We start from the raw sequence: 16,530 nt of genomic DNA, 5'->3' as shown, positions 1-16,530 counted from the left end.
CGAAGTTGTTGCAGCCACAAGGTCGTGGCACTTTTTCACCTTTGCCAGGCCAAGGGTGAAACGTCAACACCAGGTCGCCGAGACAGCCTAGTGAATACCCCTCCCCGCCGGACAAGATCGACGATCACCATCGCGCATGGTTGGTGGATCGGCAGGCGGGCATCGCCCGTTACAACTTGAATCGATTAGATCTATGATGCGGCCCCAGCCGCTTCAAGCTCTCACCTGTTGTCGCGACTCGAAACGACCGGACACGCGCCCGACGATCGCCAGGGCCGGACCAGCACGTTCGCCTCCTGCTCTCTGACGACTGGCAAGCTGAATCGGTGCCAAGCGTTCACGAGCGGCGTCGATCTCCGTGCGAGGTGCTCAGGTACAAGGAATCGCCGCTGTCGGCTTCAGGCTGGACGGTCTCTCAGGCGAGCAGTGCAACGGCACCGTGGCCCGGACGCTCCTCATTCGACCTCAGACGCAGGTCTGCGACGAAGCGACCTCGGTCGTGTCATCTCGGACTGCACGATCACCATTGGCCGCCTCGACCTCGGCGGCGTCTTCATCGTGAGTATCGGCGCTGTGCCGAATCGACCACAACCGAAACGACGACCAACCGCAGCACTTCACGCCAGGGCACCGCGGGCAGGCGAAGGCAGCAACGAGTATCGTTCGAGCAGGAGCTGAGCAAGACTCCTGCGCCGGTCGCTTCGAGCTCGAAGACATCAACATCTCCGGTGACGCCACAACTCAAGGCATGCAATCGATTCGCCAGAACAAGAGTTCACTCGCGCACGGCCTCGTTGCCCTGAGCAGGAGAGGTTCGCTCGTTCTCGGCGGCAATCGGCCTGGACTACTCACCGGGGAAGTCGGGCCCCTAAGCCTCTTCACCAACGCCTGCCTGATCTTGACGCGCATCGGCGACGAACGCATCCGGAGCCGAGACGCCGCCGACCAAGCTGGACTTCGTTATGTCACCCCACGCGCACAGCAGTTCACTCCTGGGTGCCGGGCTCGGTCAGCATGTGCCAAATCTTAGTCCGGATCGGCTTACCCAACGCTGTCCTGGGCACCGACGAGACGAATCCGGCCTTCGCGAACGTCGGCTCGAACGAGGCCAGCACAGCCCGGATCTCGTCGAGTTTGCTGGGGTGGTCGACCACGACGCAGACACCCAGCCGGTCCCACTCGCCGGTGCTGTCGAGCATCACGACACCGCAGTCGCGAACGAACGGGACCTCGAGCAAGCGCTCCTCGACAGTGTCAGCCATGAGCCCGCTCGTGATCACGGCCATCATCCGGCCGTTGCCGAGCACTCCGGGAGCTGGTGCCCATCCCGGTCGGCTTTGTCGAGGTAGATCACCGAGACGAAACCGCCGCGGCCGCCCTGGTCGTGCACGTGGTACCAGAGCGTGGAGCTGAACCGCTCCGGGTTCGCGCCTTCGGGCGACACCCGCTCGGTCAGGTTGTAGTTGACCATGGGGGTGCCGTTGTGCTTTTCGCAGTCGGCCGGCAACTGTTGCCCGGGGAGCAGGTCGGAGTCCGGGACCCGGCACGACGGCACCGCTTTCGCGCACGAGGGAGCGTCCTTCGTCGACAGGTAGGCCGGACCGGCGGGGTCCGGCGCCAGCCCGCTCGGCCCGATCGCCAGCTGATTGCGGACAGTCACCATCGCTGTCGGCGTGTACGGCGGCGCAACCTCCTGCCGGGTGATCACGACCAGGAAGACGACCAGTGCGACGGCACCGGCGAGCACCGCGAAGGGCACCCAAGACGGGGTTGATCGCTCCCCGGAGCCCCCACCGGCCGGAACCGCCGAGCGTACGCCGTTCGATGTGGCCGACAACTTGCCGTGGCGAGCAAGCAGTGCATCGGCCTCGTCCTGGGCGATCCTCCCCCGAGCCACCCCGGCCTTCAACACCTTCCGCAGCTTGCTGCCGTTCGGTAGCGAGTCGTCCTCCTTCCGCAGGTCGGAAACGACGTTTTTGTCGATGCGCTCTTCCTTGAAGGTCCGTACCGTGATTCCGCTCTTGTCGAACAACTTGGCGATGCTCGCGCGAAGCTTCAACACCGTGTCTTCGCCCTCGTCGGGTTCCTTCATGTCCGTGATGTGCCCCGCGGTGTCCGCGATGACACATCTTGTCCAGTCCGAACGCCCAGAGCTCCCTGAGGCCACCGTTGTCCCAGCTCAAGACATGTCCCGCTGGACAAAAAGGACAGCCGCGGGACACATGGGACACCTGCCGGGCGGGCATTCGACCGGTCCAGAGGTTCCCGAGCAAGGAGAGATCCGATGAAGTCCACCAGGAAGCCGGCCCGCCACGGGAAGAGCCGCCGCCGCGCGGCGAAGGTGGCCATCACGTCGGGCTGCGCGGCGTGCGCCATCGTGTTCGCCGCGCCTGCGCAGGCCGACGGGTTCACCGTCAGCACGCCGGACGGCAACGGCGCCCAGCTGCTGACCGGGCCTTCGACGAACGCCGTGATGAGCGGTAATCGCCTGAACGAGAACGCTCCGGTGAGCATCATGTGCCAGGGCTGGTCCGGCGAGGCCGTCGGCCCGCACTCCAACCACGTCTTCGACAAGGTCTCGCTGCCGCCGCTCGACATCGCACACATGCCGTGGCTCCCTGACGCGTACGTCTCCGGCACCGCGGCAGCGAACCAGTTCACGCCGGGCATCGGCCAGTGCGACGCGGCGAGCACGGCCATCGGCTGGGCCCTCGGTCAGCTGGGAACGAACAATGACGACGAATGGTGCCAGCTGTTCGTCCACGACGCGTACCTGGCCGCGGGGGTCGACATCGGCCCCGGCGACGCCGCCGCTTTCGCCGAGGCCCATCGGGACAACCTCCACACGACCGGGACGCCGCCAGTCGGAGCCCTGGTCTACTGGTGGGGCACGTCCGACAACAAATATGGTCACGTAGCGTTGTCACTAGGGGACGGCACCGCCGTGTCGACCGGAGAGCGCGGCGACCACAGCGTCCACATCCTGACGATCGACGACCGGAGTGCGACCCGGCCCTACGCGGGCTGGCTGACCGTCGCCTGATCTCGGCTCCGGTTGCCCCTCACCACCGGACGAACCCTGTGGTGAGGGCAACCGCCAGGGTCAGTCTGCCGCGTTCAGCTCGGCCGGCCGGTTCCGACGCCCCCCTGTTGCCGCGGAACGCGTAGAACTGCGACGAAACGGGCCCGTCCGTGCCCGGCGAAGAAGCGCAGCGTCTCTCCTGACGGGATTCCGGGCAGCTGCGCGAACTACGTCCAAACCGGCGCCGATTCGACGGGCCGGCCCGGGTAAAGTCACCCGATGCCGATCATGTGGTCGCGGATCCACGCGGAACTCGGGCTCACCCCGGCCCCGCTGACGCACGCCATGGTGGTCCAGGCGGTCGACGCCGGTGTCGCCGAGGCGATCGACCTGGACTGGAAGCAGGCGCTGCCCGCGGACGTCGAGAAGAAGCGCTGGGAGTTCGCCAAGGACGTCGCGATGCTGGCGAACACCCGCGGCGGTCTGATCGTGTTCGGCGTCGCCGAGGAGAACGAGCGTGCGACGAAGCTCATCCCGGTGGCCAACGGCGAGCGAGAGCGCCAGCGGTTGCGTGCGCTGGCCTACGGCCGCATCCGGCCGCTGGTCGACGGGCTTCTGATCGAGGCGCTCGACGACGAGAACGGCGAGCAGGGGTTGATCGTGGTGTCGGTGCCGCTGAGTCCCAACGCGCCGCACGTGGTCGGCGAGAAGAACGAGATGGGTGTTCCTTACCGGGACGGGACCGACACCCGCTGGATGACCGAGAACTTGATCGAGCGGGCGTACCGTGACCGCTTCGCTCGCCGAGCCGATGATCGGAAGGCGCTGGTCACGCTGATCGAGGGCCTGAAACCCGATCTCGACCAGCGCCAGCCGATCTGGGTTTCCGTCGCGATGCGCCCCGCCACACCGATGCCACCCTCTCTCGGCCGCCCGGAGCGCAACCAGATGGTCGAGATCCTGCGGAACTCGCACGATCTGGCCAAAGAGATCATGGGTCCGGGCTTCCATCCGCAGGAGGTGCTCCACCAGCTTCCGGCCGACGCGCTTCTCAATCCACGGAGCGGGTTGAGAAGGTGGGTCATCCGATCGGACCACCTCGCGACAAGTCCGCATGAGCTGGTCGACTGGGCCGCTGCGGAACTCCACGACGACGGGGCCGTCGTGCTGGCGATCGCACCGGGAAAGTTCATTCCCGCGGAGAACTCCACATTTTGGCGCCTGCCTTACCGCCTGGTCGACGCCTTGCTGGCCGAGGCAGTCGCGCTGGCGGCGGCGCACGTTCGCACGCTCGGCGGGGCCGGAGCGATCCTGGTACGAGCTCAGGTCTTGCTCAAGCACGCCGGCCGGCCTTTGGTGGCGGTCGACAACCGGCTGGGCGGGGGCGGGTTACCGTCGTCCGCCTTTCATCAGGTTGCCGGTTCGAGAGGGGTCCGCAGGATGTTGCCCGTGGAGGGCCAGTTCTCGGCCGACGACAACGTCGACGCCCTGCGCGCGGCCACCCGCCAGCTCGCCGACGACGTCGACCAGCAGTTCGGCCTCCGCAGTTCGTCCATTCCCGGCTGAACTCAGCTGGACCGGCTCCGGCTCCCCCACGGCCCGGGACCGCCCCCTGACGGAGGCTTCCTGCGTTCACCCGGCCGGGTACGGCCGAGGTCGTTGGCGGTACCGACGAACACCGGCCAGTACATGTCCACCGTGTCCTCGTCCGGCGAACGATCGAGCTTGCGCTGCGCGTTGGGATGCACCAGATTGCGGAAATCACGCACCGCGCTGGCGATGCGGTAGGCGTCTGTGTCTATCCACTTGAGACGGTGCGCGACATAGATCAACGACTGGAGCGAAAGCTTGTCGGCCCGGTTGGCCGGCCGGATGTTCTCGGCCTTCGCCTCCGGCTCGTCCCAGATGGTCGCGGGGATCGGCCGATTCTCCGCGGCGTCGAGCAGCAGACCCTCGAGCAAACTGCCCAGCAGGATCATCGCAGCCAGGTGGCAGCCGGTCGCCCGGCACCGCTCGACCTCGACCACTCGCTGCTCGAGAACGGCCACCAGTCGCTGGTCCGTGACGATCTCGCTGATCGAGTACTGCAGCTTCTGCCGGCTGATGTCCACCGGCAAGTCCCGCGCCGCCGCACGCCCGGTCCGCACAACCGGACGCAGATCGGCGTCGAGTTCGACGTGCAGGTTCTCGACCTCCAGGAGGTGGTTGAGGGCTTCGAGCACCTCGTCGGCGGACTCCCGGTCCTGCTGGTACTCGCGGGGATCGGCCATCCGCTTCAGCACCTGTTCGATGGCAGCGGCATCATCACGACGGCCCAGCAGCTGAGCGATCGTCCACGCCTTCCGGCTCTCGCCGTCGTAAACACCCACGTCCCAGCCGGCCCGCCCGAAGAACCCGACGAGCCCCTTCACGCTCCGGTAGTACTGCTTGCCGTCCGCGCAGATGAGCTCCGCGACCGCGACCAGGGTCTGCTCGTCGATCGGCTCCACTACTGCTCCTCTCCCGGTTGCACCTCGGGCTCGGCCAAGGTGCGCCAGACGGGGGCCATCGCCTCGTCAGGGTTCAGGACGAACTGGCTGTGCGCGACCCGGCAGAACGGCCAGCCCGCCCGGCGCAGTTCGCGCAAAGCCTCGTCGGCCTTCCGGCGGCGTTCAGGTGGGAGCCCGGTGTATTCGTCGCACAGCACGGCGACGGACCGGTTCCGCAGGCGCACGACGATGTCGAGCTCACGCCCGCCGATGTCCACCCCGACGTCGGCGTCGTGGCCGCGAGCCCGGACGCGCAGGTACACCTGCTGCACGAACAGCGACCGGAACGGATCGACACGGCGGGCGGGCGGGATCCGGGCGGGGTCGAGCTCCCGGCGTTCGAGCACTTCCGGTTCTCCGTAGGCGCTCAGCATGCGGTGGCGGATGTCGTCGCTGTCCAGCTCGGGGCCGAGGGAGGTGATGATCCAGAGCTGATCCTTCGCCCGGCTCACCGCGACGTTCAGCCGCTGCTCGTACCGTTGGTCGCTGCGAATGGCCCGCACCCGGCCGGCGGCCACGGTCGCGACCAGCATGACGTCCCGTTCGTCACCTTGGAAGTTCTTGGCGTCACCGACCCGGATGTCCCGGCTTTCGATCTCGGACACCCCGATCCGCTTCCCGAGGATGCCGCGGATCATTTCGATCTGGCGGGCGCTCTGCAGGGTGACGATCCCGAACGACTTGCCCGCATAGGCCGGGTCCTTCAGACAGCGGTCCAGGATCTCGATGACCCGCTCGGCCTCCGGGCGGTTGGTCAGGTTCTCCGACGATCCAGTGGTACGGCCGTCGGCGACGACCTCGACCAGGACCGGCTCCAACCGGTCGGCGCCGTGCTGCCGAAGGGGTACCAGGTGTCCGTCGTAGAACTGCTTAGAGGGCCAGGCGATGATCTCCGGCATGCACCGGAAGTGCTCCCTCAACCGGATGACGGCAGGAAACGCGCTGCTCAGGATGTTGTACAGGTTCCCGGTCGGAAGGAGCATCTCGCGCACGTGCGGGGGCAGGTCCGGGAAGTCGGCTCGCAGCCGCTCGCTGACTCCCTCCAGCAGCCGCGGACTGGAGAACGGCGTGCACTGCTTGTCGTCGCCGACCACGATGACCCGCGGCGCGAGCCACAGCAGGAACAAGGCAGTCGGTTCCGCCTGACTCGCCTCGTCGACGATGACGACGTCGAAGCTGTTGGCCTGCGCGGGCAGCAGCTCCGCGACCTGGCCGATGGTCATCACCCAGGCCGGCACAGCCGCCTTGGCGGCATTCATCGCCGATCGCGCGGACTTCCGGTGCTGCCCGGCGTGCCCGCCCTTGCCGTGCTGCCGCTTCGAGAAGAATTCGAAGGACTTCAGCCCGCGATTCTCCCCTCCCGTCATCCTCTCCAGGCAGTGCGCCCAGGCCTTGGCCGTCGCGAGCTCCGCCGTCGCGGTGAGCAGCTGAGCCTTGGCGTCGGCCAGGTCGGTCTCCCTCTCGTCGTCCAGTCCCGGCTGGTGCCGGGCACGCAGAAACCGGTCGGCGACCGCCCACGCCCAGGCCCCGTCGACCGAAAGCAGCCACTCTGCCCACGCTTCGTCATGCGAAGTCGTTTCCAGCGACTTCAAGAGTTGCCCGTGCCCCTCCGCCAGCGGGGTGCGCAGCTGCAGCAACCGCTGCTGAGACTCGATGGTCCGCCGCGCCTTCTCGACCGCGGCGACGGCGATGCCGAACCCCGGGCCGTCTCGACGCTCCAGAGCGTCCGAGAGAGCCCGCAGCTCCGGTACGGCGTCCGGCAACACGGCGGTCTCGGCCAGCCAAGTGCCCAGTTGCGCGAGATAGGCATCGTGCGGGGCGGCCTCGATGCGGTGCCGGGCGAGGGCTGTCGCGTCCCGGAAGCTCAGCCACTGCTCGTGCGTCGTCAAGACCGCGAGGATGCCACGTTGGCCGAGAGCGTTCCGCAGCCCCGAGGTGAGCTGGCCGAGCTCTCGCAGCACCGGAAGGGCGCCTTCGGCCTCGCTCAGCCAGCGGAGGCGGTCAGAAGCGCGGGTCGCCGGCTCCGGGATCTCCGCGACGAAGCTCCACGCGTGCTCAACCTCGGTGAGGCTCACCACGATGTCCAGGACGTCGTGGACCGCGGCGGCGCCTTCTTCGGTCAACGGTTCACGGTGCCGGTACGCGCACCGTTCCCGCACCGCCTGCGTGCCTCGGCCGAGGCCGGTCAACCGCCGGAGCCAGGGAGAACGGACAGCCTGGCGGTTGCGCAGCCCGTGGAGCAGGACCGCTGCCTGGTCCCGGAGGTCCCGCAGGGCCGGCTTGTCGTGCTCGGGGAACTGCACGTCCATCAGCAACGGGTTCCGGGACCGCGTCGAAAGACCTTCCGCCACGGCGGGTCCGGCCATGACGTCTTGCCAGGCACTCAGGTTGGTGCCGGCGAGCAAGTCATTGACGGCGCCCTCGAGCCATCGCCGGCCGCCCGGAACGGCGGCGCGCTGGTGGAGGTGCCGGACGATCTCGGCCATCCGGTCCAGTGCACCGAGCCATCGGCTCAGTTCGGCGGAGTCCACGACGCCGCAGCGGTCCGCCAGATCGCGAGCTTCCTCTCCGACCTCGGGCGGGACCAGTTCGCCGAACAGCCGCGCGGCCTGCACCACCGCGTCGATCTGCGCGCGCGGCGGGAGGAATTCGGCCGCTCGCACCGGGCCTCCGGGATGCGCCTGGATCAACGCGCGCAGCTCGGCGAGCTCCGCCGAGGTGAGCGGGCAGTGCACAGGTGAATCCACGCTCAGTGGTGGGAACCACTCGAAGCCGTCGCGCCGCTGGTGAACCAGCGAGGCGATCTTCGCCAGCCGCCCGTCGTACCCGTCGGAGACGGGTGGATGGTAAATGTGCTCGGCTTCGCGCGCGTGTGCGAGGCCGGCCTCGGCGTCCGCCACTCGCTTCCGGGCCACGGTCCACCGCTCGTGCGCTTCGTCGACGCGCTCGCGCGCTTGGCCGGCGTCCGTGCCGCTGACGTACTCCGACATCGCCCGGACGCTTGCCTCCAGGTCCCCTTTGCCTTCCTTTGCCCCGGCGAGGGAGACGCACAGGTTCTGCATGTCCGGGGGCAGCTTCCCGCGCAGCACGCGCAGTGGCTGCTCGCGCTGGCTGACGACCAGCACCCGCATCCCCTCGGCCAGCATCGCGGTCAGGAAGTTTGCGATGGTGTGGGTTTTGCCGGTCCCCGGCGGGCCCTGGACAACAGCTCCGTTGTCCTGCCGCACCCGGTCGAGAACCAGCCTCTGCTCCCAGTTGTGCTCGCGGGAGAAGAGCGGATCGGCGCTGAGCGTCTTGCCCTTTCCGCCCGCCGCCGTCAGCCACGCTTCCTGTTCAGCCGGGGTCAGGTCGCGGAGGATCTGGACCAGCGCCTGCGGCACCACGACCGCGGGATCACGCAGTTTGCCCAGCACATCGTCGAGGAAGCCGGCGACGCTGGTGCGATCCCGTCGGCGGAGCACGATCGCCGGGGCGGCCGACACCGTCAGCTTCCCCTCGCGATCGCCGTCCGGTGGCCGCGTCTCCTCGCTGTAGGGCAGCGAGTCCGGCAGCAACCGTCGGCTCCAGTCGGCGAGCCACTTCCCGGTGCCCTCGTCGGTGGGCAGTAGGTCCGAGTTTTCGACGTCACCCCGGATGTCGTCGACCTGCCCCAGCCGCTGCCCCAGCGCCGGAACCAGGAACCGGCGGTCCTCCATCACCAGGACCGCGTTCTCGTCGGCGCCGACGGTCACCCCGGAGTAGCGCTCGTCCACCCGGGCGAACAACCGCCTGACCAGCAAATGGCGCCGGACACGACGGCCGGCGTCGTCCGTGCCGCATACGAGGCCGGCGCAGAGGACGAGCTCGAACTCGTCGTCCTGGTTCGCGAGCTGCTCAGCGATCTCGCGGAACCTTTCGTACAGGTCACGACGCGGCTGCTCGGCCTCGATCTGGGCCAGCCAGGCGGTGCGTTCGGCCAGCGCCGCGCGGTAGACGGCGACGAGCGGGTCGTCGGTCTCCATCCAGTCGGCCAGGAAGGCCGGTACGTCAGGCTCGGGGACCTCGTGGTCCGCCCACTGCCGGGGCGGGACGTGGCCGGCCAGCTGCGGCGGGAGCGCGGGAGGGACAGGCAACGGAATCTGATCGACGGCGAGGAACCCGCCGTCGGAGCCCGGCTGCGTCAGGGGTACGACACCCCCGGGCAGCGCCGCGAGCCACCACTTGTCTTCGAAGTCCTCGAGATCGCAGGTGTCGGCCTTGGTGGTCGCCGCCATGTCACGGAGGTACTCCACCAGCTTGGTCGCCTCACGGCGGACGTTCGGGTCGTTCGGACGCATCCAGTCCCCATCGCCACACCCGTCCCCTCTCGACGGGCAGTAAGCCAGAATCCGGCAGCGTCGGCCGCCAGATCAAGGCAAGATCGGAAACGGGCCCGGAATGTACTACCGGCAGGCACGATCGGTAGCCGGTTCAAGCGTGGAACCACCGCACCGGACGACTTGCACACGACCTGGATGCGGGTGGTGCCGGGAGCTTGTTTCCCCATGTCTGCCCGATCCGCGGAAGGTTGCCGCCTCGCCCATGATCCGTTCACGACGCAAGACGTCCGCCATGCTCCGGCTGAGAACGCCCGACTGGGGCGACCGGAACCTGCAGCGGTTCCGCCGGCACCACCGCGGATTGACCGGCTTCATGGTCGGCATCGTGCTCGTCGTGGCGGTCGCCGGAGGCATCGACAACGGCGATCCGCTGTTCGCCCTCTCGCTGGCAATCGTTTGCGTCCCGCCGGTGCTGATCCTCATCGTCGGGCTGCTCGCGGACATCGGACGCCTGCCCGCCGACGTCCGCAGACAGGTCGGACTCCTGTTGAGAAAAATTCTGGCGATCGGAGCGCTCGGCCTTCTGATGACCCTCGTGCAGGCGGTCGCGGGCACGACTGTCTTCAACTCGGCCCGCGCTTTGGAGCTCACGATCGCGACCGTCGCCGGCGTCAGCACGTGGCCGCACGCCATCGAGGCACATTTCCTGGTGAAACGCCATCTCCCGAACCGACGGCGACGAGCTTCACGACAAGCGAGAGGTTTACGCACCACGAAGCAGCTGACTGGCTCGGGCGTTGCACTAAAGCGTCGGAAAAGGCGCCCCGCGCGCCCGCAGCAAGACGCTTGACGACACGCCGAGCGGTTCACTTCCACGCGTCAATTACTGCCTTCGCGTAGATTACGACCCTATGAGCGAGGAAGACGACGTCCTCACGGCCCTCCGCGGCCGCGGCGTGCTCGACGGGATCGCGTGGGCGCACCGGTCGGCGTACGGCCAGTTGCGCGAGGACTACAACCCGGCGAGCGGGCACAAGCAGTCCTGGATCGGGTTCAACGCTCACATCTACCTCGTCGACCGTCTCGACCGCGTCTTCCAATGCGGCGACTTCGCCGTCCCGCCCGGTCAGGACTCGGTCGGCCGTGACGTGCTCGCCGACGGCATCGCCGACCGCGACTCGCGGAGCATGCCACTGCTGCCGGCCGGAACCGTCGTGCGTCGTGATCTCAACGGGTCGCCTGGCTGGTTCGTCGCCGGCTGGCGGTGGCTGCTCGCGTCCTATGAGTTCGGCCAGGTCGACAAGATCGCCTGGACCGAGCGCAGCGAGACCAAACAGCTGGTCGCGAAGCAACCCCACGCCGAAGAAGACGGCGGACTGTTCCCCCTCTCCGGCCTGCCCGGTCTCCCACCTCTCGGCGACCTGCCCGACGAGCAGAGGGAGCTCCGGCGCACCCTGGTGCTAGCCCACGCGATGGACCCGACGACCGCCGAAGTTGAGCTGTCCTTCGGGCGCATCCGCTGGAACCTCGACCACGGCGACGCCTGGGTCTGGCGGACCGAACTGGCGGCCGGGAACGGCCCGAATGGAGGAAGCACCGCGTCCCGGCGACCCGCGAGCCCGTCCGAGCCGGGCGGCGGCACCGTGGCGGACGCCGACGTGCGTGTCCGTCGCCCGGCGCGCGACCACGACGGTCCCCGTGCTATTGGTGAGGCATGAGTGATCGGCTGGGCGACGTCGCCACCTTCTTCGACGGCGGACGCCTGACTTTAGCGCGCCAGCTGGCGGGCCTGCGCAAGAACGGCCTGGCAGACCGCGTCCACAAGACACCGACCGCCGTCGCGGCCTACGAGAGCGGGCTCAAGCGCCCCGCGGCGGCCACCGTCGCCGCACTGGCCCTCGCTCTCGACGTGAGCCCGGACTTCTTCCTCACGCGCGCGCACGAGCTGCCCACCGCAACGACTGCGCCGCACTTCCGGTCCCTGCGGTCCACCAGCCAGATCTCCCGGGACCAGGCTCACGCGTACGGGTGCATGGCCGTCGACGTCGCCACGACGATCGAACGCCACGCCGAGTTCCCCGAGCGGAACCTGCCCAGCCACCCCGTCGCCGTCGACGCACCGGCGAGCGACGCGCCGGAAGAAGCCGCACGGCTACTCCGGAAGCAGTGGAACCTTCCGCCGGGCCCGGTCGGCCACCTGGTCAGGCTGGCCGAGAACCACGGCTGCCTCGTGGTGTTCAGCCCACTCGGCAACGCGAGCGTCGACGCGTACTCGTTCGACACGCCGCTGCGGCCGATCGTCATCCTTAACCCGGCGAAGGACGACTACTACCGCCAGCGCTTCGACGTCGCCCACGAGCTCGGGCACCTCGTCATGCACCTCGACGCTGAGCCGGGCAGCCGCGCAGTCGAAGACCAGGCTCACCGGTTCGCCGCCGAATTCCTCACGCCGGCCGAGGAAATCGCGGACGAGCTGCCCACGAACGCGGACTGGCGCCGGCTTGGCCAGCTCAAGCAGCATTGGAACATCAGCCTGCAAGCCTTGCTGTATCGGGCACGCAGCCTCAAGGTGATGAGCGATGTGACCTACCGGAACGCGATGACCACTGTGTCCAATCGCGGCTGGCGACGCCGTGAACCGGGCCCGATGCCGCTCCTCGAGCAACCGTCACTGCTGCCCCGGGCCATCGAACTCCTCAAGGCCGAAGCCGATGTCGACGAGCTCGCACTGGCGTCGGAGTGCCAGGCGCCGCTGAGTCTCTTCCGGACGATCACGGCCCGTGCACCACAGCCCGATCGGGGAGTCGAAGCGTTGTCCCGAAACTAGCTGGACGTCAGGGGCATCATAGACGACATGGCCGATTCCGCCGCCGTGCCGCCCTCCGCTTCGCCTCCGACAGCACATTTCTACTCCGCCGAAACGCCTCGAGGCGAAGTGGTCGTCTATCGTGGCGCGCTCGACGGGCAGTCCGGCACCCGGCCGTTCAAAGCCGAAGGTGCCGTCTCCCTGCGATGGAGTCCGTCGCCGATGATGCAGTGGTCCGCCGGGTCCCCTGAATTCGACATCGGCTTCGACCCTGCGACCGGACACCTGGCGCTCGAGGAGATCCGCATAACGGTCCCGGGGAACCCCCCTCCTTCCCAGGTACCCCGAATGCCACTCTCAAGCAGGACGATGCCCGCTGGACGGGACGCGGGCCGCAACCGAGAACTGTCGTGGGCAATCCGGACGCCGGAGACCTAACACACGCGACCTTCCTCTTGGCGAACCTGCCGGCCATGCTGGTCGCCGGTACATTACGCGCCAAATCCTCGTGGTACGCGGGCCGGACCGTTCTTACTGGTGCCGGGTGGAAGGTGACGCTCGACGCTCCCGAGGATCACCGGGAAACCGAACGAGACTTGAAGGAGAACGGCGGGCACGCAGCAACGCACATCGGCCGCATCGAACGAGATGACGGCTCAGTTTTCGACGCCGGGAGCCTTCAAGACGTCGTCCACATCCTGCGACACGTACTGAGTCTCGCTTGCGGTCGCTGGACCACGCCCATCCTGCCGGTGGCGTACGATGCCGCGGGCGGGCCGGTCTGGTCGAAATGGGGCTCTCCGCTCGTCTCTCCGTGGCGCAATTCGCATGGACTCGTCGACAGCCACCATCCTGAACAACTCCAGGAACTTTTCGAATGCATCGCGAAGACCTGGGTCGATCCGCTGAAGCAGGAAGTCGTTCAGCGGGCCATCTATTACCTGATCGACGCGAATGACCCAAATCCACTCGAAATCGCTGTCACGTCTGCACAGTCCGGGCTGGAACTGCTGGCCTGGTCGGAACTCGTCGAAAATCGTCAAGCCCATAGCTCACGGAGCTACAAGCACCTGAAGGCATCCGAGTCCATGCGCGAACTGCTGGCCCTGCACTCGATCGACCCGGACCTGCCGAAAAGTCTCCCCGAGCTGGCGTCAGTCGTCCCGAAGCACACCGACCTCGCGGTGGGCGACGGCCCAGAAGTTCGAACGCGCATGCGCAACGGGGTCATGCACCCGACCCGCACGAAACCGAAGTTCACGAGAGCGGAGTGGTACGACGCGTGGTACCTGTCCCGGCACTACCTCCAGCTCGCCCTCCTCGGGTACCAGGGCACCCACCGCGATCCCGCGGTGAAGATGCACTGGACCGGACAGGTCGAAAACGTGCCCTGGAACCCGTCGGCCGGTGTCACCGGAGCGCCGTGAGGACGTAGTCGTCGCCGGACTGCCAGACGTTCCGACTTCGGCGAAGCCCGCTTCACGCAGCAACTTCGCGTGCGCCGGCGGGCTGAGCCGGTTGCCGTAGCCGGTCGAGGTGCCGCGAAGCTCGTCGGCGGTGAAGACGGGTTTGCAGGCCCGGATCGGCGGCGGCCGCCGCCCACCAGCTCTTCGCGCGGTGAGCGCGAGCAGATCCGCGTGCGCCAGTCACGTCCACGTCAGCTGCTCAACACCGCTTCTGCTCCATGTGGGTGAAGTCCGGATCGGGATGAAGTCCCCGGAGCGAATCCCCGCACACTTGGAGTGTGTCCGGTAGCGCTCCTCCGGGGAAGGACAGCAGCAGCGACGACTCGGTCCACACCGAGGTGCCTCGTCAGCTGCCGTTGTCAATCCGTAAGTTCACAGGTCGCGCAGATCAACTGGCTGCGCTGGACAAGCTGATCGACCAGGGAGCGGACGCAGGTACCTCACCGGCCGTCGTCATCTCGGCTGTCGACGGCGCGGCGGGAATCGGGAAGACAGCGCTCGCAGTTCACTGGGCCCATCGTGTGCAGCACCGCTTCGCGGACGGCACTTTGTACATGAACCTCCGAGGCTACGGCCCGGCTGAGCCAGCACTGCCAGCAGAGGTTCTCGACAGCTTCCTGCGTGCTCTGGGCGTCAGGGCCGACGCGATGCCGCAGAGCGTCGACGCACTCGCCGCCCGCTATCGATCACTGCTTGCCGGCCGGAAAATGCTCATCATCCTGGATAACGCCAACGGTGCCGAGCAGGTTCGTCCGCTCCTACCAGGAGCAGCGGGGTGCGTAGTAGTAGTGACCAGCCGGGAAAGCCTCACCGGCCTGGTCGTGACCGAGTCCGCCACACGCCTCACCCTCGATCTTCTCTCCCCCGGCGAATCGGTGGCTTTGGTGCAGGACATCATCGACTCCCAGCGCGGCGTCGCCGAGCCCAAAGCCATCCATGAACTGGTCCGGCTATGCGCGCGGTTGCCGCTGGCATTGCGCATCGCAGCAAGCAGGGTGTCGGCGATGACGGCGACTAGCGTCGCGGATGTTGTCGCCGAGCTGACGGACAACCGGTACCGTCTGGATGCGCTGAGCTGGGACAATGACGAACGAGCACGGATACGCTCCGTCTTCGACTGGTCGTACGAGCGACTGCCCCACGGGGAGGCCCGGCTATTCCGGCGTCTCGGTCTGCACGTGGGCCCAGACTTCAGCCTGCACGCCGCAGCCACGATCGCCGGATTGGACCTCTCCGGCACCCGTCGGCTCTTGCGACACCTCACATCCGTCCACCTGCTCGAACCCGGCAGCGGAGACCGCTACCGTTTCCACGACTTGCTACACTCCTACGCCGCCGAAAAAGCCCATCAGCAAGCGGACTCCGCGGAGCGCGACGACGTCATAAAGGCACTGATCAACTGGTACGCGCACACGGCGAAGGCCTGTGATGGGCTGGTGTTCCCGGGCTTCAGCCGGCTTCCGAAAACGCCACGGATTTCGCCCACCACACCGACATTTGCGGACCGAACGTCCGCGTTCGCCTGGCTCGAGACCGAGCGGAACAATCTGCTGGCCGCATTGCACCAAGCGGCAGCGCACGAACTGAACGCCCTTGCTGTCTTGATCACCGACAGCATCGGGTTCCTGAGCGCACGCGGCCACCGCCGCGAGTGGCTCGACGCCGTCAAGGTCGGCCTGTCGGCCGCGCAGCGATGCGGCGATCGTCCTGCAGAGTGCTTGTTCCACTTTTATCGTGGTGAGGGCTTCATGTTCCTCCAGCAGTGGGATGACGCACTCGCCGACTACCACACAGGCGTAGCCATTGCCCGCGACATCGATCATCGTCTATACGAAGCTTTTGGCTTAAACGGCCTGGGCCTCCTCTTTCACAGACGCCAACTTTATCGAGAGTCTTTGCAGTATCTGCAGAAAGCTCTCCCCTTGGTGCAGGGGTCCGACAGCGGACGTCTCGAGGCCGTTGTCTTCGGCAACCTCAGCACCGCATTCCATGGCCTTGGCGACTATCAGCAGGCACTGACCTGCGGCGAACGCGACCTGGCCATTCGCCGACGAGTAGGTGACACCGACGGCGAAGTCGGCGGCCTCCACAAGATCGGACGCGCGAAGCAGGGACTGGACTGCCATGAGCAGGCTATCGAACTGTGTCGTGAGGCGATCGACCTCGGTCGGCGCTTCGACATGAATCTCGACCTCAACGTGGCCGAGCCACTCGACACACTGGCCCAGTCCCTGCTCCACTTGGGCCAGACCGCCGAAGCGATCGATTACTGGAGCGAAGCAGTCGTGATCTTCAGCGAATACGGATCATCCCGACGCGCTGCGGAAATCCGAGCCAAGATGGAATCCCTTCGGACCAATCAACAACAAGGCTCGAGTTGAACAGCGGACGCCTGCCCGAGCACGACCGG

At 67.2% G+C, this 16,530-nt stretch carries 11 protein-coding genes; 7 read left to right on the top strand and 4 right to left on the bottom strand.

The window, feature by feature from the left end; all coding sequences use genetic code 11:
• Positions 1–986: 986 nt before the first annotated feature.
• Positions 987–1,262, bottom strand: coding sequence for a hypothetical protein (locus tag ACZ63J_RS36335; protein WP_465407801.1), 276 nt, complete (start codon positions 1,260–1,262; stop codon positions 987–989).
• Between the two features lie 23 nt (positions 1,263–1,285).
• Positions 1,286–2,092 (bottom strand): hypothetical protein, encoded by an 807-nt coding sequence (locus tag ACZ63J_RS36330; protein WP_465407799.1) that lies wholly within the window; start codon positions 2,090–2,092, stop codon positions 1,286–1,288.
• Positions 2,093–2,284: 192 nt separating this feature from the next.
• Here ACZ63J_RS36330 and ACZ63J_RS36325 point away from each other — a divergent pair, with 192 nt between their 5' ends.
• The gene (locus ACZ63J_RS36325; protein WP_465407797.1) at positions 2,285–3,043 is read left to right on the top strand and encodes an NlpC/P60 family protein; all 759 of its coding nucleotides are present in this window, start codon (positions 2,285–2,287) and stop codon (positions 3,041–3,043) included.
• A 258-nt stretch (positions 3,044–3,301) separates the two neighbouring features.
• On the top strand, positions 3,302–4,588 hold the full coding sequence (locus ACZ63J_RS36320; RefSeq protein ID WP_465407795.1) for an AlbA family DNA-binding domain-containing protein: 1,287 nt from the start codon (positions 3,302–3,304) through the stop codon (positions 4,586–4,588).
• A gap of 2 nt (positions 4,589–4,590) precedes the next feature.
• On the opposite strand, the gene ACZ63J_RS36315 is transcribed toward ACZ63J_RS36320, so the two are convergent.
• On the bottom strand, positions 4,591–5,511 hold the full coding sequence (locus tag ACZ63J_RS36315) for a hypothetical protein (protein ID WP_465407793.1): 921 nt from the start codon (positions 5,509–5,511) through the stop codon (positions 4,591–4,593).
• Positions 5,511–9,866, bottom strand: coding sequence for an AAA domain-containing protein (locus ACZ63J_RS36310; RefSeq protein WP_465407791.1), 4,356 nt, complete (start codon positions 9,864–9,866; stop codon positions 5,511–5,513). Before ACZ63J_RS36310 ends, ACZ63J_RS36315 begins: the two co-directional genes overlap by 1 nt.
• 244 nt (positions 9,867–10,110) lie before the next feature.
• Here ACZ63J_RS36310 and ACZ63J_RS36305 point away from each other — a divergent pair, with 244 nt between their 5' ends.
• From ACZ63J_RS36305 to ACZ63J_RS36285, 5 genes are all read left to right on the top strand, one after another.
• Complete coding sequence (locus ACZ63J_RS36305; RefSeq protein WP_465407789.1) at positions 10,111–10,698, top strand: hypothetical protein; 588 nt, start codon at positions 10,111–10,113, stop codon at positions 10,696–10,698.
• Between the two features lie 61 nt (positions 10,699–10,759).
• A complete protein-coding gene (locus ACZ63J_RS36300; protein WP_465407787.1) occupies positions 10,760–11,566 on the top strand; it encodes a hypothetical protein in 807 nt (268 codons plus the stop codon).
• The gene (locus ACZ63J_RS36295) at positions 11,563–12,675 is read left to right on the top strand and encodes an ImmA/IrrE family metallo-endopeptidase (protein WP_465407786.1); all 1,113 of its coding nucleotides are present in this window, start codon (positions 11,563–11,565) and stop codon (positions 12,673–12,675) included. The genes ACZ63J_RS36300 and ACZ63J_RS36295 overlap by 4 nt, the downstream gene beginning before the upstream one ends.
• 389 nt (positions 12,676–13,064) lie before the next feature.
• Positions 13,065–14,081 carry a hypothetical protein gene (locus ACZ63J_RS36290; protein WP_465407784.1) on the top strand — a complete coding sequence of 339 codons (1,017 nt, stop codon included), beginning with the start codon at positions 13,065–13,067 and terminating at the stop codon, positions 14,079–14,081.
• Between the two features lie 317 nt (positions 14,082–14,398).
• Positions 14,399–16,501 (top strand): ATP-binding protein, encoded by a 2,103-nt coding sequence (locus ACZ63J_RS36285; protein WP_465407782.1) that lies wholly within the window; start codon positions 14,399–14,401, stop codon positions 16,499–16,501.
• Positions 16,502–16,530 lie beyond the last annotated feature (29 nt).

It is taken from the genome of Amycolatopsis sp. NPDC104863, from assembly GCF_055582965.1.
This window is presented reverse-complemented; position numbering and strand designations above follow the sequence as displayed.

What these genes read in the sequence shown, in the direction of transcription:
- ACZ63J_RS36335 (WP_465407801.1), bottom strand. Translation starts at nt 1,262, where the DNA reads ATGGCTGACACTGTCGAGGAGCGCTTGCTCGAGGTCCCGTTCGTTCGC.
- ACZ63J_RS36330 (WP_465407799.1), bottom strand. Translation starts at nt 2,092, where the DNA reads ATGAAGGAACCCGACGAGGGCGAAGACACGGTGTTGAAGCTTCGCGCG.
- ACZ63J_RS36325 (WP_465407797.1), top strand. Translation starts at nt 2,285, where the DNA reads ATGAAGTCCACCAGGAAGCCGGCCCGCCACGGGAAGAGCCGCCGCCGC.
- ACZ63J_RS36320 (WP_465407795.1), top strand. Translation starts at nt 3,302, where the DNA reads ATGCCGATCATGTGGTCGCGGATCCACGCGGAACTCGGGCTCACCCCG.
- ACZ63J_RS36310 (WP_465407791.1), bottom strand. Translation starts at nt 9,866, where the DNA reads ATGCGTCCGAACGACCCGAACGTCCGCCGTGAGGCGACCAAGCTGGTG.
- ACZ63J_RS36305 (WP_465407789.1), top strand. Translation starts at nt 10,111, where the DNA reads ATGATCCGTTCACGACGCAAGACGTCCGCCATGCTCCGGCTGAGAACG.
- ACZ63J_RS36300 (WP_465407787.1), top strand. Translation starts at nt 10,760, where the DNA reads ATGAGCGAGGAAGACGACGTCCTCACGGCCCTCCGCGGCCGCGGCGTG.
- ACZ63J_RS36295 (WP_465407786.1), top strand. Translation starts at nt 11,563, where the DNA reads ATGAGTGATCGGCTGGGCGACGTCGCCACCTTCTTCGACGGCGGACGC.